The sequence below is a fragment of the Pseudoalteromonas sp. SG43-6 genome, from assembly GCF_014164365.1.
GTDB lineage: Bacteria > Pseudomonadota > Gammaproteobacteria > Enterobacterales > Alteromonadaceae > Pseudoalteromonas > Pseudoalteromonas rhizosphaerae.
In genome coordinates this window covers 17,192-40,578 of record NZ_JACJEZ010000041.1, presented here as the reverse complement: position 1 = coordinate 40,578, position 23,387 = coordinate 17,192, and the positions used below count along the sequence as shown (strand labels likewise).

The window sequence follows — 23,387 nt, the reverse complement described above, 5'->3', positions numbered from 1 at the left end:
AAATTGCGCGCCGTTTTTTATTAAAGTTGCTAAATGCAGCAACAAAAGCAAACGAAAAGACCATCCTTCCTAAGTATACCTCCTAAATTAGCCTGAAAATGTTGGTGACGACATTCCTTGACGCTAGCAGCTGTGGCTAATAGTCTAAGTAAACAGCCCGTCTTCTATTATGGATCAATATGCAGAATCAAGGCCTAGCACAGCAACTATTTTTGGCAAAGCAGGTGAGGGAGCACGAAGCAAAAGCAGCGACCTTGGCAGGCGTTAGCATGTTCACTTTGATGGAGCGCGCAGGGCATGCGGTATTCTCGCAGTGTATCGAGCATTTTCCGAATGCTCAGCGCTACTTTATTCTGGTCGGTTATGGTAATAATGCGGGCGATGGCTATATTGTGGCAAGCCTTGCCAAGCAAGCCGGTAAAGAAGTCATTGTACTTGCAGCCGATACCAGTAGACATCTCACCGGGGATGCGCTTACAGCTCAGCAACGTTGGCAAGCATTGGGGGGCGAAGTTGAAAGTTACACGCAAGGTCGCCTCAATAATGCCGATATTATTATTGATGGTTTGTTAGGTACCGGAATTAATAGTCAAGTTCGTCGGCCATTTTTAACGATGATTGAAGATGCCAACGCGCAACCTAGCGCAATAGTGGCAATTGATTTACCTTCAGGCATAGACGCCGACACCGGGCAGCCACTTGGCATCGCTATTCAGGCTACTATTACCGTTACTTTTGTGGGGATTAAACAAGGCTTAGTAACCGGTGCCGGGCGAAGTGCTGCAGGAAAAATCATTTTTAATGATTTAGGGATCGCAGAATCATTTACCAAGTTAGTGGATGCTAGCGCAACACTTATCAATATCACTAGTTTCAAACCACTTGCTGCACGAAGTCGCAATAGCCATAAAGGGAACCACGGCAAGCTGTTATGCGTCGGTGGGAATCAAGGTACTAGCGGGGCCATTCGTTTATCAAGTGAAGCAGCACTTCGTACAGGTGCTGCAATGGTGCGTGTTTATACTCATCAAAGCAGTGTACAAGTCGTTAGTAGTGGTCGCCCTGAATTAATGGTCAGTTGCGACAGTTTATCCGCAGCCCTTGCATGGGCAAATTGTGTCATTATTGGTCCAGGTCTTGGTCAGGATAGTTGGGCGCAAATCGCATTTGAGCAGGTTATACAATATTGCTTAGCAAATAATTTACCATTAGTTATTGATGCTGATGGCTTAAATTTGTTGGCTAAGCATGCTTTAGAGTATCGCCTTAAAAATTGCATAATAACCCCGCATGCTGGTGAAGCCTCACGGCTAATGAAAGTTTCAATTGCTGAGATTGAAGCAAATCGCTTTCAATCTGCTACGGATTTAGCTAAACGTTATACCAGTACCAGTGTGCTGAAAGGCGCGGGTAGCCTGATCGCCAACGGGCAGCAAACTTGGTTGTGCGAAAATGGTAATCCAGCGCTTGCCGTTGGTGGCAGTGGTGATGTGCTTACCGGCATCATAGGTGCGTTACTTGCTCAAGGTTTCGCTGTTGATCAAGCCGCATGTTACGGTGTGACATTGCACGCTAAAGCAGCCGATATTTTGGCAGAACGCGAAGGGGAGCGCGGCATGTTGCCAAGTGATTTATTTGCTATTGTCAGGCAGCTCATTAATGGTAAATAGCGGTTAAATATACTTTTTGGTCACTATTTTTAGGAACTCGTTTTGCTAAATACAGCACAGTCCCTATACTCTAATTTGCGCGGCTATTATTTACTACTGAGGTAAAAAGAAGATGTTGATACAAAAAAAAATGTACCTAGGGAGTTTTCTGCTGCTGTTGTTTGCTTTAATTATTCTGTCAGGAATAATGCAGCTAGTTGTTACGCCAATCATTAAAAATGACGCTATATCCAGCGCAAAATTACAAGCAAAGGTGATCGGCGAATCGTTAGCAAAAGATTTAGCTAAAAGTGCCACCTTAACGCAAAGCTTAGCCGTGGTAGCCGAGACTTTGCCATTGCAGCAAGCGGCCTTTATTGAAAATATTGCTCCTTTGATTGCAAGTGGCAAAGGTATTGCGGGTGGTGGTATTTGGCCTGAGCCGAATAAAATGCTGCCTTCAGCAGCAAAGGCATCTCTTTTCTGGGCGAAAACAGGTAATGGCCAATATAAACTTTTAGATGATTATAACCAGCCCGACAGCAGCGCGTATCAACAAGAAACCTGGTATAAAAATGCCATTAACGCTAATCGGGGTGAGTGCGTTTGGTCCGAAGCTTATGTAGACACGGTATCGAATGTACCGATGGTTACCTGTTCCGTGAAAATAATCCGTGATAACCAATTTTGGGGGGTTGCCACTTTAGACGTTGAACTGGCATCTATCGAAAGCTCATTGATCGCAGAGAACAATGCTACGGGCACCTATAACTTTATTTTAGATAGCGCCGAGCAACTGGTATCGATTCCATCGATACGCAATACTAATTTAGCAATGATGAGCCTTACTCAGGTTGCCAGTAAAGACAGTAGCTTAAAGCCGTTGGTCAGCGCCTTGCAAAACAGTAATACAACTGTTGCTGAATTTGCCAGTGGTGTGGTTAATAATGACCAATCTATTTTAGTAACTTACTCATTGGCAGAGCAAAATTGGCGCTCCGGGGTTATTATTCCTGCCGCAATTGCCAAGAAAACCGTTAACACCCTCACTTATTATTTATACAGTTCATTTATCGCCCTTATTCTCGCTTTTGTATCAGTATTACTGATTTTTGGTAATCGCCTGGTGCAGCAAATTAACACCACCACAGAGCAAGTTAGAATGTTGGTGCAAGGTCGCACGAATTCAAAACTGGCGGTGCGCGGAAGTGATGAAATGAGCCACTTATGCGAAGCGATTAATGATTATGGCGATCATCTGATTAAGATTTTAGAACAGATCCAAGCAGAAGCCGCTGCGGTTAAAAACAACGCTGAAGCGATGGATACCTTAAGTAATAACAGCCAAATTCGTACCCAAGAGTTGATGGAAGAAAACAACATGTTGGCTGAGGCAATTCATGAAATGTCGATAGCAGCCTCATCAGCCTCACAAGATGTTTTGAGCGTTGCAGATATTACTACGCAATCAGCTGATTTAGTGAATTCTGGTTTTGATGTTATTGAGAAGAATGCCGAATCAATCCAGTTATTATTTGATAAATTAACGGAATCATCAGATGCCATTTCACGGATTGCACAAGACTCAAAACAAGTGGGCTCGGTGCTTGATGTGATCATGAATATTTCAGAACAAACTAATCTACTTGCGCTTAATGCTGCCATTGAAGCCGCTCGAGCAGGTGAATCAGGACGTGGTTTCGCGGTAGTGGCTGATGAAGTTAGAACCTTGGCACATCGTACTCAGCAATCGGCTGGCGAGATTGAAACCATGATCAGCCAATTGCAAGAAGCCGCTAGTAGAGGGGTTAACGTTATTGGGCAATGCCGTGAATACTCTGAAGTAGTGAACGAGCGCTCAGCAACAACACGTGCACAGTATGAAAGTATTGTTACCGCGTTTAATGATATTAAAGAGCGTTCATCAAGCATTGCTGTAGCGACTGAAGAGCAATCACAAGTAACCGAAAATGTGAAAAACTTGGCAGAGCGAATTCGTGAGATCTCTGTGCAAAATGCCAGTGATGCTGAAGAATTTCGTAGCGTCAGCAAAGATTCAAATAGCCAAGCACAGCGTTTATATCAAATTAGTCAGCAATAATGTGATTCATTGATAGTGTTTTTCAAGCATCGTTAGCTGAGAATCTCAGCGCGATGCTTCACCTTCGTCCTCTTCTGGTGGATCGCCGGAGTCTTCTTTGCGTTTACGTTGCTCTTGTTTGGCTTTTTGTACATTCTCAAATTGCGGGGGGTGGAATAGGGAATAACGAAATAAGCGCAAAGAACGACAAAAATAAAAAAGCCCCTCGTGACATGGTTTTACCCCACACAACTATTTTTACCATTGACCACAATATCACCAGTAACAATAACGTCACTACACCAAGGTGAACTAATAATGTTTCAATGCTAACTTTGTTTAATAAATCCATTTGTTTTTAATATGGTTACTAATAGTTAGTTAATGAGGGTTAATTGAACAATATCAAGTCAACCAGAGGTTCCGTATTAAGCGCTAGTAGGTTGTGATTTATCGCGATAAGTGACCTCTCACAGACTGCTTTTAATTTAATTGTAGTAAGTCCCATTTATTACCATACAAATCTTCAAATACCACAACGGTGCCGTATTCTTCTACGCGGGGCTGTTCATTAAAGTTAACGCCATTTTTTTGCATTAATTCATAATCTCGCCAAAAGTCATTGGTATGTAAAAATAAAAACACTCGGCCCCCAGTTTGGTTGCCCACAGCCTCTAACTGCTGTTGAGTACTTGCTTGTGCGAGTAATAAATTAGTGCCATTAGAGTTAGGTGGTGATACTAATACCCAGCGTTTGCCATTACCCTGATCAGTATCTTCGATTAAATCAAACCCCAGTTTTTGAGTGTAAAATGCAATCGCATCATCATAATTCCCTACAACTAATGCCATGCTACCTATATGCTGTTTTATGTTTGTCATTGTCCTAACCTTGAAATAATGCAGTGCTTAAAGATGCTTTTTAGCATATAAGAAAATATAACCCGAGGACAAAAGACTGGTACGTTAAGTGCGGTGCTAGATTTATCCGTAGGTCTGACTTCAGTCAGAAAGCTTTTCCCGATAAATCTGAACTTACGTGTGGCTGGCGCTAGGTTTTAAACTTATTATCTTTAAAAACAAAACCCAGCTTTCACTGGGTTTTTAATAACATAAATATTATCGATGTAACTCACCGGCTCGTTCTGGCTGATAAGTGATTGCTTTTATTTTTACTTTTATGAGACCGCCACTTGGTTTTGGCCATTCAATTTCATCACCTTGCGATAGACCAAGTAAGGCGCTACCAACAGGGGCTAAAATTGATATTTTATCAGCACTTGCATCAGCATTTTTTGGATACACTAAGGTCTTAGTGAATTCTTCTTTAGTTGATTCAACAATAAAGTTTACCGTTGAGTTCATAGTAACCACTGTCGAAGGCACATCTTTTGGCTCAACGATTGTTGCGCGGCCAAGTTCGGCTTCAAGTTCTTTTTCGCCAGCAAAGCTTCCTGCTGGTAATGATTCCATTAAATCATACAATCTATCAGCATCGAGTGACGAGATGATCAGTTCAGGCTTTTTATTCATCTTACTATCCTTAATTATGGCTTATAAATAAAATTAACTCTGAGTATGGTTTTGGCATACAGTTAAAAAGCACTGCAATACGCTGGAGTCATTTTATTTGCAAGTTATATCCGCTATTTTATCTTTGCCCATAATGCTAAAAACCCAGCCGAAGCTGGTTTTTTAATTGAGCTAGATGGTTAGGAGATGAATTACATCATGCCGCCCATCGGATAAATATCTACTTGTTTTTATTGAAATAGTTACATGGGTATTGGTAGTGATACCCCACTTTATACCCCTGACATCTCATATATGTAAAAACGAATTAAAAATCAATTAACTATATGAGATTACATGACTTCAGCGATAAGAATAATTTTACCAAAATATGCTTAGAAATGTTTTGATGGATCCATACGTTGATGAAGAATACGAGCAACATCAATACCGTTATCACTGGCTTGATAGAACACGATATGCTTGTCTACAGGAAAGCTTTTGGCACCATTGTAAACTTCATTTCTTTCTCTACCGAAATCAGGGTATTGTGCAAGTTTTATTAAGGCAGCATCTATGCTTTGAGAATAAACTTTTGCCTGTGTACTTCCCCAAGACTCAATAGTTGTTGAAATTATTTTGAATAAATCCTCTTCGGCTAAAGGAGATAACCTATAGTTCGACATTGGTATTCTTACTTGTAGACTTACTATCTAACCTGAACTCTGGATAAGCTATATACGTCAATGCCACGATTTTTGCTCGTATCAGCGTTAAGTTTGCTACTAATAGCCAGCTATTAGGTACACAAACTTGCCTTGATTCATTCAAAACTTATGACATTGATAACGATAATATGTCAGTAATCGCAAGAATTGTTTTTATATATTTGAAAATTAAAGGATTATATGTTTTATTCGCATATCCGTTATCCAGAGTTCAGGTTATCTACTGCAAGGGAGGCTTGTTCAAAGATATCCATTATGCTGTGGTTTGATGATTCACCAGCAGCCAATTGTTCAAAACCTTTAGCTACTTCTTCTCGTAATATTTCGAGTTGCTTGTTTTTAGCAACATCTTTTTCAAATAACATTCTTAATCCATCACGGATCACTTCACTTGCTGAGGTATATAAACCATCAGATACCTTCTCAGTAATTCTTCGCTCGAATTCTTTACCTAAAGTAATATTCATTATCAACACTCTAATCATTCTATCTTCACATTATGCGCATGATACGCACACAGTTCAAGTTTAGTGATAAAAAAATTAATAAAAAAAAGCCCGAACATTGCTATTCGGGCTTTCGTTTAAGTGGTTAGAACTTTATCGTAATAGAATTTTAATTCTCTTACATCATGCCGCCCATATACAGTTTATCTATCTGTTTTTATTAAATTAGTTACACTGAAAAACAAGTACACACCACTTTATACCCCCGCCAACTCACGACTAAAATTAAGGTTAAAATTGCTGTTAAAAATCAACACATCAGTAGTTATTTGTTAACTGCGTTAGTTTTTAGGCTTTGATGCCTCGCCTTTTAAGTGCCTAGTTTCCAGAGGATTTGGTGCTGGTTTCTTTTCAGACATTTGAAATCCCTACATTTTTCTCTGACGTTGATCGTTTTCTTTCACGCGCCTTGATGTAATAGTTATAGTTACTCTTACTGATGCTGAGTTTAGGTCGCTTATTGAGTGAGAGTTTTTGCTTGTTGAACAAATACTTGACTTAATTGAAACAGAGTTTCAGCAGTGCTTTCTAATCCTTTACGGCTATTAAACTCTAATTTGCTATGAAAATTATGGCCGCCGGTGAAAATATCTGGACAGGGTAATCCCATAAATGACAAACTTGACCCGTCAGTACCCCAACGCGCTGCGGTTTTTTGTGCTGTCACGCCAGCGCGCTTTGCCGCAAGTATGGCGTTATCAATTAAATATGGGTGTTGTTTAATAACCTCATACATATTTTGGTAATTGTCAGTGATCTTCACTTTTATCTGTGTATCAGGAAATTCAATTTTTGTTTGTGCTACTAAATCATGGATTAGAGCCGATTTTTTATCTAACTCAGTGAGGCTAAAATCGCGTAATAAGATTTCTAAAGTTGCCTTTGGGACCCTGAGTTCAGCTTTATCTAAGTGAATGAATCCAGTGCTCCCTTCGGTTTGTTCAGCGTGCTGCGTTTTGGGTAAACGAGTAATAAAACTACTTGCGGCATATCCTGCGTTGATCATGCTTCCTTTTGCTTTCCCTGTATGAGCATTTTGGCCTAAAAACTCAATTTGTACCTCTCTGGCGTTCCATGTTTCATTAGTGATATTACCAATGGCACCACCATCGACCGTATAGGCTACGCTTGCACCAAAGTTGGCGACATCAAACTTTGCAATTCCCATGCTGGTTTCTTCATCTGGCGTGAAGGCAATTGCAATATCACCATGTTTTATATCAGGATTTTTCTGTAAGCGTGCGACTAAAGTCATGATTGCAGCAATGCCTGATTTATCATCGGAGCCCAACAATGTTGTGCCATCAGCAGTAATAATATCGTCACCGATTAAAGTATTGAGTACAGGATTGGCAGCCACGGTAATGATTTGGCTCGGATCTGCAGGTAAAATTAAATCCTCTCCTTGATAATTTCGATGCACAATGGGTGTTACATTTTTGCCTGAAATGCCGGGCGAAGTATCTAAATGGGCGATCAAACCAAAGGGCTGAACGTCTATGTTGTTTGGTGTATTAGCGGGTAATATTGCATAAACAAAACCAAATTCATTCAAGCGGACATTTTTTACCCCCAGTTGTGTGAGCTCTTGGGATAATTGGGAGGCAAAAACTAACTGATTGGTTGAAGTTGGCACTGTTGTGCTGGTATCGTCAGATTCGGTATCTATTTTTACATAACGAATGAAACGATCCATCACTGTTTCGTTATCTATTTGCGCGGCAAAAAGGTGAGTTGCATGTAGTGCTAAAATAAGTAGTGCTAACGCGTTTAATTTCATCATAAATCTCTATATTAAGCGAAAATTCGCTCGTTGTAAGTTAATGCTCTTGGGTTGTTAATGCAAATAAATCTTTCGGATCCGCTAATGTGGGTACGAGTTCTATGTATTGACCTAGCTGCTGTTTCTTCGCTAAATCATAAAGGTAGCGAAGCATTGAAAAATCTTCGAGGGCAAAGCCAACCGAATCAAAAATAGTTATTTGCGCAGCGCTTTCGCGCCCAGATGCTTTTCCTGTAATCACTTGCCATAATGGATGAACCGGATGATCGGCGGGGAGTTGTTGAATATCGCCTTCAACGCGCGTTTGTGGTTCGTGCTCTACAAATATTTTACCCGCATAAAGTACATCGGCGCTGATTTCGGTTTTACCTGGGCAGTCACCACCTACACCATTGATGTGTATACCAGCTTGGATCATGTCGAGGGTTAGAATTGTTGCAAGGTGTTTGTCAGCAGTGACGGTTGTTATAATATCAACATCTTGGGTACATTCTTGGCTGCTGTTACACCGAGTGACAGTTAAGTTCGGATACTGTTTTAAGTGTTGCTCCACTTTGTTCATTGCCATGTCATCAATATCGAAAATTCGCACTTCGTCTATGCCCATCAAACAATGAAAAGCGATAGCTTGAAATTCACTTTGCGCACCACAACCTATCATCGCCATTTTACGGGACTGAGGATTGGCGAGTGCTTTTGCGGCCATTACTGATGTTACCGCTGTGCGCACTGCCGTCGCTAAGGTTAATTCGCTCAGTAGGATTGGGTAACCTGTTGCAACATCAGATAACGCACCAAACGCCATCACGGTTGAATGACCAGTGAGTGGGTTATTAGGATGACCGTTGACGTATTTAAAGCCAAATTGATGATTATTGGCAATAGGCATCAGCTCTATCACGCCAACATCGCTGTGCGCTGCGGTACGTGCTGATTTATCAAATTGGGGCCATTGTTTAAAGTCTGCTTGCATATAGCCAAGCAAATTTTGCATAAAGTGAGATAAACCTACTTGGTTGATTAATTTTGCTAAGGTGTTCACATCTAAAAATAAAGTCATGTATTTCTCGTTTCTCTTGCTATCAATATCACTAATTTAGCACTTGGTTTAGCCAATTAATAGCCAATAAGCTGTACAATTAGAATGCATTAATGTACATATTGTTAGGTTTTATTTTCTTTTTGTAAGGTTAGTGATGTGGACAGTAAGTTAGATGATAAAGATAAACGGTTGATTTCCTTACTTAGGCACAACGCACGTACCTCGGTTGTTACCTTGGCAAAAGAATTGAATGTATCTCGGGCTACTGTCCAAAACCGGCTCGATAGGCTCGAACAAGTGGGGGTGATTTTAGGTTATACCATTAAGTTAAAACCTGAGGTTGAGTTAGAACCAATTCGCTTGTTAATGAATATTTCGTTAGAAGCAAAAGATGAAGCTAAAGTGATTAAAAAACTGCATGCTTATCCGCAAGTGGTGGTGATACACCATACTAGTGGCCATTGGGATCTTATTGCTGAAATCCGCACTGATACTTTGCCATCATTGAACCGGTTGCTGGGTGAAATACGATTAATTCAGGGTATTATTAAAACAGAAACCAATTTATTGCTCGACAGCACTTTGTAAGTGCAGGGTGAAAAATGCTAGTGACTCATTTGAAGTCCTTGAAATGTATATCGATGACCAAAATAACCCCATACTCACGGCAACATATCAGCTTGATAAAAAGATGGGCAATTCAACTGTCAGAGAATTCACAGAACGATATAAGGAAAGGCTAAATGTCTTAGATGACAAAATGACCAATGAACTACTTGGTGTATGGATTGGAGTAGCAGATTTTCGAGGTACAAAGCAGCTAGTAGTGTTCGATTACAAATTAGGTGAACAGTCTGAATTTGTATTAATGATTAATGAAAGCTCTCTGATTAATAAACACATTTAAACCAGTTACCTATTGACGTCAATTGGTCGTGTTGAATTAACTGTGAGATAGATTCACGTTTGTTTTTCGTCATTTCAAACTTTACCGGTTGCCCGGTCTTTTGTTGAACTACCATAGCTCTGGATTGCACACTTAGTCCATGAGCAATGTCAAGTAGCCTCAGATAAACTAGGTCACAACCTCTTAACTTGCTGTCAATAGCTAGGTTAAATAGCGCTACGTCTCTAACATTACTCGCTAGCTGTAGGCGAATACGAATAGCCCAGATTTACTGAAGTTTAAATGGGATCTTTTGACCAACAAGCTTATTTTTATTCCAAGATTCCTTTTTCCTATAAATTGTAGTTTGATACATAGTGTCACCTCTTTCATATTGAGTTGATGTGGATGGATGTCCACACTATTTAAAGATGGGCTATGTAACGTGTTAAAGAGGCTTAAAGCAGACATTAGGTTTGGATGAAAGATAGCTTTTGCTTAGCCCACAATTAAGGCATATTAAAAGTATTAGATATTAATAAGGAGTAATAAAAAAGCCCGAATATTGCTATTCGGGCTTTCGTTTAAATGGTTAGAGCTACATTAATAGAGTTAAAACTCTATTTACATCATCCCGCCCATACCACCCATGCCGCCCATGCCTCCCATATCAGCGCCGCCAGCTTCATCCTTTGGGATTTCAGCTACCATTGCTTCAGTGGTGATCATAAGGCCAGCAATCGAGCCTGCAAATTGTAGTGCAGAGCGCGTTACTTTTGTTGGATCTAGGATACCCATTTCAATCATGTCGTTGTATTCGCCAGTTGCTGCGTTGTAACCGAAGTTACCCGTGCCGCCTTTAACTGCGTTAATAACAACAGACGCTTCGTCACCTGCGTTGGTAACGATTTGACGAAGTGGTGCTTCCATAGCACGTAGTGCTACTTTGATACCGTGGCTTTGATCTTCGTTGTCACCAACTAAATCAACAAGTTTGCTTGCTGCACGTACTAGTGCAACACCACCACCAGGCACTACGCCTTCTTCAACCGCAGCGCGAGTTGCATGAAGTGCATCTTCAACGCGGTCTTTTTTCTCTTTCATTTCGATTTCAGTAGCAGCACCTACTTTGATTACCGCAACACCGCCGGCAAGTTTAGCCATGCGCTCTTGTAGTTTCTCTTTATCGTAGTCTGATGTTGCTTCTTCGATTTGTGCTTTGATTTGCGCAACGCGACCGTTGATGCCAGCTTCTTCGCCTGCACCATCGATGATAGTTGTATCATCTTTAGTGATAACTACGCGCTTTGCAGTACCTAAATCTTCAACTGTTGCTTTTTCAAGTTCCAGGCCGATTTCTTCAGAGATAACCGTACCACCAGTTAATACTGCGATATCTTGTAGCATTGCTTTACGACGGTCGCCAAAACCAGGTGCTTTAACTGCTGATACTTTAACGATACCGCGCATGTTGTTAACAACTAGAGTAGCTAGTGCTTCGCCTTCAAGGTCTTCAGCAATGATAAGTAATGGTTTGCTTGCTTTAGCAACGGCTTCTAATGTAGGTAGCAACTCACGAATATTAGAGATTTTTTTATCTACAAGTAGAATAAATGGGTTATCTAATTCAACAGCGCCTTTTTCTGCGTTGTTGATGAAGTATGGAGATAAGTAACCACGGTCAAACTGCATGCCTTCAACAACATCTAGTTCGTTTTCAAGTGATTGACCTTCTTCAACAGTGATTACACCTGAATTACGGCCTACTTTTTCCATTGCTTCTGCAATGATGTCGCCAATTTCTTTATCAGAGTTAGCTGAAATAGTACCCACTTGAGCGATTGCTTTTGCATCGGCACATGGTACTGAAAGTTCTTTTAGCTCAGCAACAGCTGCGATGATTGCTTTATCAATACCGCGCTTAAGGTCCATTGGGTTCATGCCCGCAGCAACCGCTTTTAAGCCTTCGTTTACAATTGACTGTGCTAATACTGTTGCAGTAGTTGTACCGTCACCGGCTGCATCGTTTGCTTTAGATGCAACTTCTTTAACCATTTGTGCGCCCATGTTTTCAAACTTGTCTTCAAGTTCGATCTCTTTTGCCACTGATACACCATCTTTAGTGATCACTGGAGAGCCAAATGATTTGTCTAGAATTACGTTACGGCCTTTAGGACCTAAAGTTACGCGAACTGCGTTTGCTAAGATGTTTACGCCAGCTAGCATTTTAGCGCGTGCGTCACCTGCAAAAAGTACTTCTTTTGCTGCCATGATTAGTTTCCTTTAAATTCTTGAATGTGTTAAACGAAAAGTAGCTTTAGCCTACAATGCCTAAAATATTGTCTTCACGCATGATCAGGTACTCTTGACCTTCGATCTTTTCAGCTTTTTCAACATATGAGCCGAATAACACAGTGTCACCGACTTTAACTTCTAATGCTCTTACGTCACCGTTATCTAGAGTACGGCCATTACCAACAGCGACAACTTTACCGCGAGTTGATTTCTCAGCCGCAGAACCAGTTAATACAATACCGCCAGCAGATTTGGTTTCTTCTTCTAGGCGCTCAACGATCACGCGATCATGTAAAGGACGAATGTTCATTTTATTTAGTTCTCCTAACAGTTTCTGAACAGGACAGAAAAAAGCTTTATATGTACCAGTTTGCATTAAACCCTGTGGTTCAAGGCAATTGATTTAGTTGTACTCAGTAATGGGGGTATTGCTTCAAAACCCAAGTGATAAAAATTAAAATTTTTAATCTTTTCTCTCGTACTCACCATCAATAGTGGTCGGCTCACTCATTTTGCGAGGTTCTGGCTCTGCATGAGTGTGCTGATTAAATGATGTTGGGCCTTGTTGCATGCCTGCACTCATACGTACTGTGGCTTGACTAGCAAGGCCTGCAGCTAGTTTATTGCGAATAGCTGGGGTTAATAATAAAAAGCCAAATACATCAGTCATGATGCCTGGTGTTAGTAATAAAACACCTGCGATAATTACGCATAACCCGGTAAATAACTCTTTGGCTGGCATTTGTCCTTGCGCCATTTGGCTTTGCACATTTTGCAGTGCGCCCATGCCTTGCGTTCTAACTAATTTTGCACCGAATATTGCGGTGATGATCACTAAGGCAATGGTGGCAAAGCCGCCAATTACATCAGCTACTTGAATTAATAAAGCGATTTCAATAATCGGCACGAGAATAAATAACAAAAATAAAAATCTAAACATAAGGCTCTCTAAATAGTGCTCACGTAACATCGTGATGAAATATAAATATGGGTTACACGGTCTTTTTTCAAGGCTGGTGGTAAAGCTACACTAGCTAACTACACTTTGCCTTAGCTATCAGCTACTATGGCGTTGGGCAGAGCAATCAACCAAAGGTTCAATATGACGACTCATTTTCGACTTATTTTTACCACTTGCGCGGATGTAAGTGAGGCACGCTCGATGGCTGAGCAATTAGTTAAACTTAAACTCGCAGCGTGTGTGAACATTCTTCCTAATGTGGAATCTGTTTATATGTGGCAAGGAGAGGTTGCTCACGCAACCGAGTGTAAATTATTGATTAAAACGAAGTCAGAAAAAATGAATGAGGTAATTCAGACTATTAAGCGATTACATAGTTATGAGATCCCTGAAATTCAGGTTGTTGATGTAGCCACTGGCAATTTAGCCTATTTTAATTGGATGGATGAGGTACTTAATTAATGCGTTGTTTTCTTTTATTGCTTTGTGCGCTTTCGCTGTTTCCAGCCCAAGCTGCGAATAAAGATTTATTGAGTAATTTACTACAGCCCGCAGAACAAACATTTTTACCGGTTGAACAAGCATTTTCATTTGATTTTGATCAGCAAGGCAGCACTCTTTTTATTGGTTGGGATATTGCGCCAGGTTATTACCTATATAAAAAGAAGCTAGAAATTATTGGTAAAGGTGCTGATATTGAAGTGCCTGATCTTGGTAAAGGCGTGATCATTGAAGATGAGTTCTTTGGCAAAACAGCAGTGTTTTTTGATTCACTGAGCGTGATCAGCAAGCTAAGTAATATAGCTGAGGGTGGCGTAATTAAAGTACGTTATCAAGGCTGTGCTGAAGCAGGACTATGTTACCCGCCAGAGATCATCACCATTCCATTGAGTATGATTGCCGGTGAAACCCCTGCAACTGATAATGCAACAGCAGGCAATGCATTAGCTGCGCTTAGCGCTGAATCAGCGGCTGCTACAGAAGATGTTGTAACGCAAGAAGATGACTTAGAAAAAGAATTAAACTTTACTGAAAAACTGGCCTCGCAAGGTTTGTTAGCGAACTTAGCGATTTTCTTTTTGGTCGGTATTGGCTTGGCATTTACGCCATGTGTATTTCCGATGTTTCCTATTTTGTCGAGCCTAATTGCAGGACAAAAAAATCTTTCCACTAAAAAAGCTTTTGCGCTTTCTTTTGTTTATGTGCAGGGTATGGCCGTTACGTATGCGGCGCTGGGCCTTGTGGTTGCATCACTTGGTGGTCAAGTGCAAGGTTATTTGCAGCACCCATATGTATTGATTAGTTTCAGTTTATTATTCGTTTTACTCGCTATGTCGATGTTTGGTTGGTACGAAATAAAGCTCCCTAGCGGCATGATGAATAAGCTCACACAAGTAAGTAATAATCAAAAAGGCGGCAACTACATTGGCGTGTTTTTAATGGGGGTTTTATCGGGTTTAATTGCTTCACCTTGTACCACCGCACCGTTATCAGCTGCGCTATTGTTTGTTGCGCAAAGCGGCGATTATTTAGTTGGCGGCTTAACTTTGTATGTGCTGAGTTTAGGGATGGGTATTCCGCTGCTGTTATTAGGCACCTCTGGCGGTAAATTATTGCCAAAAGCAGGCGGCTGGATGGAACAAGTTAAAACCCTGTTTGGTTTTATCATGCTGGTAGTGCCATTGATCTTGCTTGAACGTATTGTCGATGCAGACATCATATTACTTATGGCGGGCTTATTAGCATTAGCAACGGCCTTGTATTTACATCATTGGCAGAGCGCTCAAACACAAGGTAAGTTAAAAACTGCATTGTGGTTTGTTGCAACGTTATTAGTTGTTAGCGGTGTGAGCTTAACTAAAAACTATATATGGCCAACAGCGCAAGTTGTTAGTGCCGCAAATGGCGAGCAACAAGAACGCGGCTTTAAATTAGTTGCTGACTTAGCTGAGCTCAAACAAGCAATAAATGATGCAAACAGTGATGGTCGTTTAGTGATGGTCGATTTATATGCAGATTGGTGTGTTGCGTGTAAAGAGTTCGAGAAATACACTTTTCCTGACGCTAAAGTACAAGGTGAGTTTGCAAACTTTGAGTTGTTAAAAATTGATTTGACCGAAAGTGATGATAAAACAATTGCTGTAATGGAAGAGTTTTCGGTATTTGGTTTACCCAGTATTTTGTTTTTTGATACACAAGGTGAAGAGCTTGCAGCACAGCGTGTGACGGGCTTTTTAAATGCCAAGGACTTTGCTGAGCATTTAGCAAAAGTGAGAAATAGCGCTAAATAAACATTTTTCGCACCGCTATTTTAAACGCCACTTTATATGAGTGGCGTTTTTGTTTTTGTGGTGGCTACTAGTGATTAGACCAGTATTTTGCTGCTATTTACATCGAACTGGCTATAATAGGTGGTTAACGTGAGAAATACTTGCTATTTTAGTTTTTCCCCTCTACATTTTGCGGGGATTTCTAATCAAAATGGCTTAACTCATTATTTATAGGATTATCGCGTATTATGGCTGCAAAATTTAAACTTTTAGTTATAAATGGCCCTAACTTAAACATGCTGGGTAAGCGTGAACCAGAAAAATACGGTTTACAAACACTGAGTGAGATTATGAGCGAACTAACTGAGTTTGCGCATGGTCTAGATGTTGAGCTAACGCATTTTCAAAGTAATAGTGAGCAAGCTTTAATTGAGCACATACATAGTGCATGGCAGGTCATTGATTACATTATTATCAACCCAGCGGCATTTACGCATACAAGCGTGGCTTTACGTGATGCGTTACTGGCTGTTGATATCCCGTTTTTTGAAGTGCACTTAACTAATGTGCACACGCGGGAAGCGTTTCGTCATCATTCATATTTTTCTGATGTGGCGCAGGGCGTGATATGTGGATTAGGCGCAATGGGTTATCGCGCAGCACTTGAAGCTGCTGTCAATCGGTTGCAAAACTCGAATTAATTTTAAACTAACAAACTAACAGGCGGGTCGTTCATGGATATTCGCAAGATCAAAAAACTAATTGAACTAGTAGAAGAATCAGGTATTGCTGAATTAGAAATCACCGAAGGTGAAGAATCAGTACGTATCAATCGTAATAATATGAGTGCAGGTCCTGCTTACGCTCCACATTATGCACCACAGTACGCTCCAGCACCGGCTCCAGCCCCTACAGCTGCACCTGCTGCAAACGTAGAAGCGGCAGCACCTGCCGGTCCTACTGGCCATCAAGTATTATCGCCAATGGTAGGTTCTTTCTATAAAGCAGCTTCTCCTGAAGCGCCTTCATATGTAGAAGTGGGTTCACAAGTTAAAGTAGGTGATACGCTTTGCATCATCGAAGCGATGAAAATGATGAACCAAATTGAGTCAGATAAAGCGGGCACAGTGAAAGCGATTTTAGTTGAAAATGGCGAGCCAGTAGAATTTGATCAACCTTTATTCATCATTGAATAATAGCGCAACCTAAAAGGCCAACTCTAATGTTAGATAAAGTAGTCATTGCAAACCGAGGTGAAATTGCACTTCGTATATTGCGCGCCTGCAAAGAGCTTGGGATCAAAACGGTTGCTGTGCATTCAACGGCGGATCGCGATCTTAAGCATGTATTGCTTGCAGATGAAACAATATGTATTGGTAGACCTTCTGCCACTGAAAGTTACTTAGACATTCCGCGCATTATTGCGGCAGCTGAAGTAACCGATGCAGTTGCTATCCACCCGGGTTATGGTTTCCTTGCAGAAAACGCTGATTTTGCTGATCAAGTTGAACAAAGTGGTTTTGTGTTTATTGGTCCGCGCGGCGACACGATTCGTCTAATGGGCGATAAAGTATCTGCAATCGAAGCAATGCGTAAAGCTGGCGTACCATGTGTACCAGGTTCAGATGGTCCGGTATCGGATGATAAAGACCGCAACATGCAAATCGCTAAACGTATCGGTTACCCAGTGATCATCAAAGCCGCTGGTGGCGGTGGTGGTCGTGGTATGCGGGTTGTTCGCAGTGAAGCTGAGTTAATTGACTCAATCGCTTTAACGCAACAAGAAGCAAAACAGTTCTTTGGTAATAGCATGGTTTACATGGAAAAATTCCTTGAAAACCCACGTCATATCGAAGTTCAAGTATTGGCTGACGGGCAAGGTAATGCTGTTCACTTAGGTGAACGTGATTGTTCTATGCAACGTCGTCATCAAAAAGTAGTCGAAGAAGCGCCAGCACCAGGTATTACTGCTGAAGTGCGTAAGTTTATCGGTGAGCGTTGTACGCGTGCATGTATCGAAATCGGTTATCGTGGTGCGGGTACATTTGAGTTCTTATACGAAAATGGTGAGTTCTATTTCATTGAAATGAACACTCGTATTCAGGTTGAGCATCCAGTGACAGAAATGGTTACCGGTGTTGATTTGATCAAAGAGCAGTTAAAAATTGCAGCGGGCCAACCACTATCATTCACGCAAGACGATGTCGTTATCCGTGGTCATGCAATTGAGTGTCGTATTAATGCTGAAGACCCTGAAACGTTTATCCCGTCACCGGGAAAAATTACGCGTTTCCACCCAGCAGGTGGTTTAGGTATTCGTTGGGACAGCCATATTTATGCTGACTACACAGTGCCACCACACTATGATTCAATGATCGGTAAATTAATTACTTACGGTGAAAACCGTAATGTAGCAATTGCCCGTGCACGTAATGCATTGAATGAGCTTGTGATTGACGGTATTAAAACTAATACGTCATTACATAAGCGCATCTTAGCGGATGAAAATTTCCAAAATGGTGGTACTAATATCCACTATCTTGAGAAAAAATTAGGTCTATAATCCTAATTACAAAAAAAACCGGCAACTTTGCCGGTTTTTTTGTGTCTATAAGTGTCGATTCTCGCCTTAGTAAAATAATCTGGTATGATTAACAAGTTATCGTTTTTAATACTATCCATGAGGTTAGAATGACGCACTGTGTTGGTTTTCAACTCGCTGATGAAGCTGCAACGGTTAAAATGGGCAATCAACTTGCTATGCTAATGGAGCAAGGGGCAGTTATTTACTTACACGGTGATTTGGGAGCAGGCAAAACCACCTTAACACGTGGTGTGATCCAAGGCTTTGGTCATCAAGGCAAAGTTAAGAGTCCAACTTATACGCTGGTGGAGCCTTATGAGTTGGCAACGGCCAATGTTTATCATTTTGATTTATATCGTTTAGGCGACCCAGAAGAATTAGAATACATGGGTATTCGAGATTATTTTTCGCCAACAGCTATTTGTGTGGTGGAATGGCCTGAAAAAGGCGGCGAGTTTATCCCAACACCAGACTTAGATATTACTTTACGTTATGTCGGCGATGCACGAGCAATTGAGATCCAAAGTATTAGCCCGCGTGGTCACAGTATCGTGGATAAACTCAAAAACCATAGTGAATAACAACAAATAACAAGGGTGTGAAGATACCGATGAGTCGAGTTGTCATAAAGTGGATGGGTGCTTTTTTGCTGTTAGCAATCAGTGCTAATCTCTATGCACAAAATACTATCAATAGTGTACGGGTGTGGCCATCGCCAGATAGTACGCGGGTAGTATTCGACTTAACGGATAAGCCCGACTTCAGTTATTTTATGCTAAAAAATCCACTGCGCTTAGTGGTCGATTTAGAAAATACAGATAAAATAAAAGACCTACCAACTATTCCCAGTAAGCATCAAATCGTCAGTAAACTACGTTACTCGAAAGCGAAAAGCAGCCAGGGGGTACGATTTGTTTTTGAGCTTACAGGGGCCGTTAAACCGGTGATTTTTGCATTGGCGCCAACGGGACCTTATAAAAATCGTTTAGTGGTCGACTTATATGACAAAAATCAAGCAGAGCCAGTAGCTGCAACGAGTAATACTGGGGTTAAAAAGCGTGAGCTTAATCAACAACGCGATATTATTATTGCTATTGATGCAGGCCATGGCGGCGAAGACCCTGGGTCAATTGGTCCTTCTGGTACTTATGAAAAAGATATCACACTACAAATCGCCAAACGCTTAGAGCGGATGATTGATGCCGAGCGCGGGATGATTTCGCGAATGGTGCGAAGTGGAGATTACTTTGTCAAACTTAATACCCGCACTAGCCGTGCAAGGCAGAAAAAGGCTGACTTTTTAGTTTCAATTCATGCGGATGCATTTACTAGCCCGCAACCAAATGGCGCCTCTGTTTGGGTGTTATCACTTCGTCGTGCTAATTCAGAAATTGGTAAATGGATAGAAGATAAAGAAAAACATTCAGAGTTACTCGGTGGTGCTGCTGGAGTGATTAAAGACACGGCCAGTGAAAAGTACTTGGCGCAGGCGCTGTTGGATATGTCGATGGATCATTCGATGAAAACCGGTTTCAGCGTTGCGGAAGGCATGGTTCAAGAGCTTAAAAAGGTCGCTAAGTTACATAAAAAAGAGCCGCAAGCGGCTAGCCTAGCGGTATTAAAGTCACCAGATATTCCATCTATTTTGGTCGAAACTGGGTTTATTTCAAACCCACGCGAAGAAAAACTATTAAAAAGTGCTAATCATCAAGAGCGCTTAGCGAAAGCAATATTTACTTCTATCAAAAGTTATTATCTGAAAAATCCTCCGGATGATTCGCTGTTTGCGTCGTTAAAATCGCAATATCCCACTAAACATAAAGTTCGCCCTGGTGAGTCGTTAAGTTTGTTAGCTAGTCGCTATGGGGTATCGGTGGGTAAGCTTAAGCAAGTCAATCAATTAAAATCTAATACCTTGTTTATTGGTCAAGAGTTAGACATTCCGCAAAGTTAAAATCGTTAGGATCAGTATGAGCATTGAAATATTACCCGCGCGATTAGCTAACCAAATTGCTGCGGGCGAAGTGGTTGAGAGACCCGCATCTGTAGTCAAAGAACTCGTTGAAAATAGCCTAGATGCAGGCGCAACACGTATTCAAATTGATATTGAACGCGGCGGTCATAAGCTTATTCGCATTCGTGATAACGGCTCAGGCATTGATAAAGACGAGCTCACGTTGGCGCTTTCTCGCCATGCTACTAGTAAATTAAAGTCCCTTGATGATTTAGAAAATATTTGTTCTTTGGGCTTTCGCGGCGAAGCATTGGCGTCTATTAGTTCGGTATCGCGTTTGACACTTAGCTCAAAAACCAAACAGCAAGAGGCGGCTTGGCAAGCATTTGCACAGGGGCGAGATATGGCGGTGCAGATTAAACCCACTGCTCACCCTGACGGGACCACCATTGAAGTTAAAGACTTATTTTTTAATACGCCCGCTAGACGTAAATTTCTACGCACCGAAAAAACCGAATTTACTCACATTGATGAGTTAATAAAGCGTATTGCCCTGAGCCGTTTTGATGTGTCAATTACCCTCACCCATAACGATAAAGTAGTGCGTCAATATCGTGCTAAAACCGACCCTGCACAGGCTATTGCTCGGGTCGCTCAGGTTGCAGGTAAAGCCTTTGCTGAGCAGGGGTTATATATTGAGTCAGGCGATACAGGCTTGCAGCTACATGGTTGGGTGCTACCAGTTGGCTCGAGTAATACTACGCAATATACCTATGTAAATAATCGTATGATGCGCGATAAGCTTATTTCTCATGCCATTCGCCAAGCGTTCGAAGAAGTCGCAGGCCAAGAAGAGCTACCGGGCTTTGTTATTTATATCGACATTGATCCGCGTCAAGTGGATGTAAACGTGCATCCTGCGAAACACGAAGTGCGTTTTCATCAAGGTCGCTTAGTGCATGATTTTATTCTGCAGGCAATTAAACAAGTCGTGGTGCCGCTTCAAGATGAGTTTGCTGGTGTTACTCAGCATGTTGATTCGCAACACAGCGATGCTAAAGCAGCGCATACAGCAACACCCGCTCACTCCAGCAATACAGCAGGCAGTTTGTTTGATTATCCTAAGTCGCACTTACAACCAGCGGAGCAAGCTCGCTACGGTGCTAATTTAGCACCTAGTGGTGGTGGATATACAGGTTCAAGCGAGCGAAGTAAGCAAGCGAGCCGGACAAATCATCAAGATGTGAGTGCGTTTTATCAAGGGGTCAATGAGCAACACGCCAGCCATTTTGATCAACCTATTGGCGTTACTCAAGAAGTAGCACCATTGTTACAGACGCAAAGTGCGCAGCCGTTGCTGGTACAAAGTGATGGCGGTTGTGTATTTAGCCTGCAACAGCAATTATATTGCTCACACTTTAAATATTTATTAGTCAATGATTGGCTTGAGCTTATTGCTGAGCAAGGCAGCTTAGAAGGAAAAGCCTTACTATTGCCTGTGCGAGTTAATATCAGTAAAGAAGACAGCCAAAGCTTAACACAGCAACAATCATGGTTTACCTTGCTGGGCTTTGAGTTATTGATTGAAAAGCAATTTGTGATGGTTAAAAAGTTGCCACAGAGTTTGTATCTGCTTGATGTGAGCCAAGCCGTAGATGCGCTATTAAAAGCCACTAAGGCTGAGCTTAATAGTGTGGAGCAATGGCTAAACTGGCAGCTTAGCCAAGTGCCCGAGCGCTTTTTTGCCAGCCAAGCTTTTGCCTTGGCGGTTACGCGAATGCAAAATAATCCGCAAACAATCCAGCGTTTATCTGCAAAAGCAGTTAAAATAGATTTAAGTTATTTTTTAGCACAGTTAGATTAAGGTTATCGAGTTGAGTAATTTACCGGTCATTTTTTTAATGGGCCCAACCGCTGCAGGCAAAACTGCATTAGCAATCGCCTTATGCCAACATTTAAAAACTGAAATAATCAGCGTCGATTCAGCCTTAGTGTATAAAGATATGAACATAGGTACGGCAAAACCAGATCAACATGAGTTAGCGCTTGCGCCACACCATTTAATTGATCTAATCGACCCTAGCGAAAGTTACTCAGTAGCTGATTTTCGTCGTGATGCAATTGAAAAGATTGACCAATTTCACCAACAAGGTAAAGTGCCTGTATTAGTTGGTGGTACAATGATGTACTTTAAAGCATTAATTGATGGATTATCGCCATTACCTGAAGCATGCCCGGTAGTACGAGCAGAGCTTGAGCAACAAGCCAAGCAACATGGCTGGCCGGCACTTTATAAAGAGCTTGAGATAATTGATCCGCAAGCGGCACAAAAAATGAGCGAGAATGACTCGCAACGTATTAACCGCGCCCTTGAAGTTTACCGATTAACGGGTAAAACAATGACTGAATTACAAAAAAGTAAGCAGCCGAGTTTACCGTATACTTTTCATCAATTTGCTATTGCGCCTGATGATCGCGCCGATTTACACCAGCGAATTGAACAAAGGTTTAAAATAATGCTTGAGCAGGGGTTTGAAAATGAAGTTTCATCCCTATATCAACGTAAGGATTTACACCCTAACTTACCTTCCATTCGTTGCGTGGGTTATAGACAAATGTGGGATTACATTGCTGGCGAGATTGATTACGATGAAATGGTCTTTCGCGGTATTGCAGCAACACGACAGCTTGCTAAGCGTCAATTGACGTGGCTAAGAGGTTGGCCCGATGTAACGTGGTTAACAACGGGTGATGAAGAAAACTTGCAACGTGTTGTAAGTTCGCTAAGCTAGTAGTAGTTGAAATTTTTTAGCTTTGTTAAATGAGTTCAGCCACTTAATTATAATAACACCTAGAACGAAGGAAAATAACATGGCAAAAGGCCAATCGTTACAAGACCCATTTTTGAATGCGCTACGTCGTGAGCGTATTCCAGTATCAATCTTTTTGGTTAATGGCATCAAACTACAAGGTAAGATCCAGTCATTTGATCAATTTGTTATTTTACTAGAAAACACCGTGAATCAAATGGTGTATAAACATGCGATTTCTACCGTAGTTCCTGCTCGTGCTGTTAACTTCCAAGGTATTCAAGGAAGCGAAGACGGTGAAGAGCCTGAAGCTGGAAATTTTTAAAT

General features: G+C 41.3%; 24 protein-coding genes. 14 read left to right on the top strand and 10 right to left on the bottom strand.

Annotated elements, in window-relative coordinates; translation table 11 throughout:
* Nucleotides 1-179 precede the first annotated feature (179 nt).
* Complete coding sequence (locus tag H5201_RS16415; RefSeq protein ID WP_182718916.1) at nucleotides 180-1,670, top strand: NAD(P)H-hydrate dehydratase; 1,491 nt, start codon at nucleotides 180-182, stop codon at nucleotides 1,668-1,670.
* A gap of 187 nt (nucleotides 1,671-1,857) precedes the next feature.
* A complete protein-coding gene (locus H5201_RS16410; RefSeq protein ID WP_259398528.1) occupies nucleotides 1,858-3,750 on the top strand; it encodes a methyl-accepting chemotaxis protein in 1,893 nt (630 codons plus the stop codon).
* 45 nt (nucleotides 3,751-3,795) lie between these two features.
* On the opposite strand, the gene H5201_RS23255 is transcribed toward H5201_RS16410, so the two are convergent.
* The 7 genes from H5201_RS23255 to H5201_RS16380 form a co-directional block, all read right to left on the bottom strand.
* Nucleotides 3,796-3,930, bottom strand: coding sequence for a hypothetical protein (locus H5201_RS23255; protein WP_259398529.1), 135 nt, complete (start codon nucleotides 3,928-3,930; stop codon nucleotides 3,796-3,798).
* A gap of 282 nt (nucleotides 3,931-4,212) precedes the next feature.
* On the bottom strand, nucleotides 4,213-4,611 hold the full coding sequence (locus H5201_RS16405; protein WP_149980488.1) for a VOC family protein: 399 nt from the start codon (nucleotides 4,609-4,611) through the stop codon (nucleotides 4,213-4,215).
* 237 nt (nucleotides 4,612-4,848) lie between these two features.
* Complete coding sequence (gene rnk / locus H5201_RS16400; protein WP_182718918.1) at nucleotides 4,849-5,262, bottom strand: nucleoside diphosphate kinase regulator; 414 nt, start codon at nucleotides 5,260-5,262, stop codon at nucleotides 4,849-4,851.
* A 374-nt stretch (nucleotides 5,263-5,636) separates the two neighbouring features.
* Complete coding sequence (locus tag H5201_RS16395; RefSeq protein ID WP_220497183.1) at nucleotides 5,637-5,927, bottom strand: type II toxin-antitoxin system RelE/ParE family toxin; 291 nt, start codon at nucleotides 5,925-5,927, stop codon at nucleotides 5,637-5,639.
* Nucleotides 5,928-6,169: 242 nt separating this feature from the next.
* Nucleotides 6,170-6,454: a type II toxin-antitoxin system ParD family antitoxin gene (locus H5201_RS16390; RefSeq protein ID WP_259398530.1), complete on the bottom strand. Its 285-nt coding sequence runs from the start codon at nucleotides 6,452-6,454 to the stop codon at nucleotides 6,170-6,172.
* A gap of 478 nt (nucleotides 6,455-6,932) precedes the next feature.
* Nucleotides 6,933-8,258, bottom strand: a complete 1,326-nt coding sequence (pepT, locus tag H5201_RS16385; RefSeq protein WP_182718920.1) for a peptidase T — start codon at nucleotides 8,256-8,258, stop codon at nucleotides 6,933-6,935.
* A gap of 37 nt (nucleotides 8,259-8,295) precedes the next feature.
* Nucleotides 8,296-9,318: an ornithine cyclodeaminase gene (locus H5201_RS16380; RefSeq protein ID WP_182718921.1), complete on the bottom strand. Its 1,023-nt coding sequence runs from the start codon at nucleotides 9,316-9,318 to the stop codon at nucleotides 8,296-8,298.
* A gap of 138 nt (nucleotides 9,319-9,456) precedes the next feature.
* Here H5201_RS16380 and H5201_RS23470 point away from each other — a divergent pair, with 138 nt between their 5' ends.
* Together H5201_RS23470 and H5201_RS16370 are read left to right on the top strand one after the other, a co-directional pair.
* Entirely contained in the window at nucleotides 9,457-9,888 is a 432-nt protein-coding gene (locus H5201_RS23470) for an Lrp/AsnC family transcriptional regulator (RefSeq protein WP_182718922.1), read from the top strand.
* A gap of 7 nt (nucleotides 9,889-9,895) precedes the next feature.
* Complete coding sequence (locus H5201_RS16370) at nucleotides 9,896-10,207, top strand: hypothetical protein (protein WP_182718923.1); 312 nt, start codon at nucleotides 9,896-9,898, stop codon at nucleotides 10,205-10,207.
* Between the two features lie 603 nt (nucleotides 10,208-10,810).
* Here the strand turns inward: H5201_RS16370 and groL are convergent.
* The 3 genes from groL to H5201_RS16355 form a co-directional block, all read right to left on the bottom strand.
* Entirely contained in the window at nucleotides 10,811-12,457 is a 1,647-nt protein-coding gene (groL, locus tag H5201_RS16365) for a chaperonin GroEL (protein WP_145238063.1), read from the bottom strand.
* Nucleotides 12,458-12,503: 46 nt separating this feature from the next.
* The gene (locus tag H5201_RS16360; RefSeq protein ID WP_054204533.1) at nucleotides 12,504-12,791 is read right to left on the bottom strand and encodes a co-chaperone GroES; all 288 of its coding nucleotides are present in this window, start codon (nucleotides 12,789-12,791) and stop codon (nucleotides 12,504-12,506) included.
* A 153-nt stretch (nucleotides 12,792-12,944) separates the two neighbouring features.
* Nucleotides 12,945-13,421 carry an FxsA family protein gene (locus H5201_RS16355; protein ID WP_182785082.1) on the bottom strand — a complete coding sequence of 159 codons (477 nt, stop codon included), beginning with the start codon at nucleotides 13,419-13,421 and terminating at the stop codon, nucleotides 12,945-12,947.
* A 162-nt stretch (nucleotides 13,422-13,583) separates the two neighbouring features.
* Between H5201_RS16355 and cutA the strand changes: the two genes are divergently transcribed.
* From cutA to hfq, 10 genes are all read left to right on the top strand, one after another.
* Nucleotides 13,584-13,904 carry a divalent-cation tolerance protein CutA gene (cutA, locus tag H5201_RS16350; protein WP_064668227.1) on the top strand — a complete coding sequence of 107 codons (321 nt, stop codon included), beginning with the start codon at nucleotides 13,584-13,586 and terminating at the stop codon, nucleotides 13,902-13,904.
* Nucleotides 13,904-15,733, top strand: coding sequence for a protein-disulfide reductase DsbD (locus H5201_RS16345; protein ID WP_182785081.1), 1,830 nt, complete (start codon nucleotides 13,904-13,906; stop codon nucleotides 15,731-15,733). Before cutA ends, H5201_RS16345 begins: the two co-directional genes overlap by 1 nt.
* 227 nt (nucleotides 15,734-15,960) lie before the next feature.
* Complete coding sequence (gene aroQ / locus H5201_RS16340) at nucleotides 15,961-16,413, top strand: type II 3-dehydroquinate dehydratase (RefSeq protein ID WP_145238079.1); 453 nt, start codon at nucleotides 15,961-15,963, stop codon at nucleotides 16,411-16,413.
* Nucleotides 16,414-16,446: 33 nt separating this feature from the next.
* On the top strand, nucleotides 16,447-16,908 hold the full coding sequence (gene accB, locus H5201_RS16335) for an acetyl-CoA carboxylase biotin carboxyl carrier protein (protein ID WP_182718926.1): 462 nt from the start codon (nucleotides 16,447-16,449) through the stop codon (nucleotides 16,906-16,908).
* 26 nt (nucleotides 16,909-16,934) lie between these two features.
* Nucleotides 16,935-18,275 carry an acetyl-CoA carboxylase biotin carboxylase subunit gene (accC, locus tag H5201_RS16330; protein ID WP_145238085.1) on the top strand — a complete coding sequence of 447 codons (1,341 nt, stop codon included), beginning with the start codon at nucleotides 16,935-16,937 and terminating at the stop codon, nucleotides 18,273-18,275.
* 128 nt (nucleotides 18,276-18,403) lie between these two features.
* Nucleotides 18,404-18,877, top strand: a complete 474-nt coding sequence (gene tsaE / locus H5201_RS16325) for a tRNA (adenosine(37)-N6)-threonylcarbamoyltransferase complex ATPase subunit type 1 TsaE (protein ID WP_145238089.1) — start codon at nucleotides 18,404-18,406, stop codon at nucleotides 18,875-18,877.
* A gap of 29 nt (nucleotides 18,878-18,906) precedes the next feature.
* Nucleotides 18,907-20,250, top strand: a complete 1,344-nt coding sequence (locus tag H5201_RS16320) for an N-acetylmuramoyl-L-alanine amidase (RefSeq protein WP_182785080.1) — start codon at nucleotides 18,907-18,909, stop codon at nucleotides 20,248-20,250.
* Nucleotides 20,251-20,266: 16 nt separating this feature from the next.
* Nucleotides 20,267-22,114, top strand: coding sequence for a DNA mismatch repair endonuclease MutL (mutL, locus tag H5201_RS16315; protein ID WP_182732165.1), 1,848 nt, complete (start codon nucleotides 20,267-20,269; stop codon nucleotides 22,112-22,114).
* 10 nt (nucleotides 22,115-22,124) lie between these two features.
* The gene (gene miaA / locus H5201_RS16310; protein WP_149980497.1) at nucleotides 22,125-23,042 is read left to right on the top strand and encodes a tRNA (adenosine(37)-N6)-dimethylallyltransferase MiaA; all 918 of its coding nucleotides are present in this window, start codon (nucleotides 22,125-22,127) and stop codon (nucleotides 23,040-23,042) included.
* A 79-nt stretch (nucleotides 23,043-23,121) separates the two neighbouring features.
* Nucleotides 23,122-23,385 carry an RNA chaperone Hfq gene (gene hfq / locus H5201_RS16305; protein WP_064668197.1) on the top strand — a complete coding sequence of 88 codons (264 nt, stop codon included), beginning with the start codon at nucleotides 23,122-23,124 and terminating at the stop codon, nucleotides 23,383-23,385.
* Nucleotides 23,386-23,387: the final 2 nt, after the last annotated feature.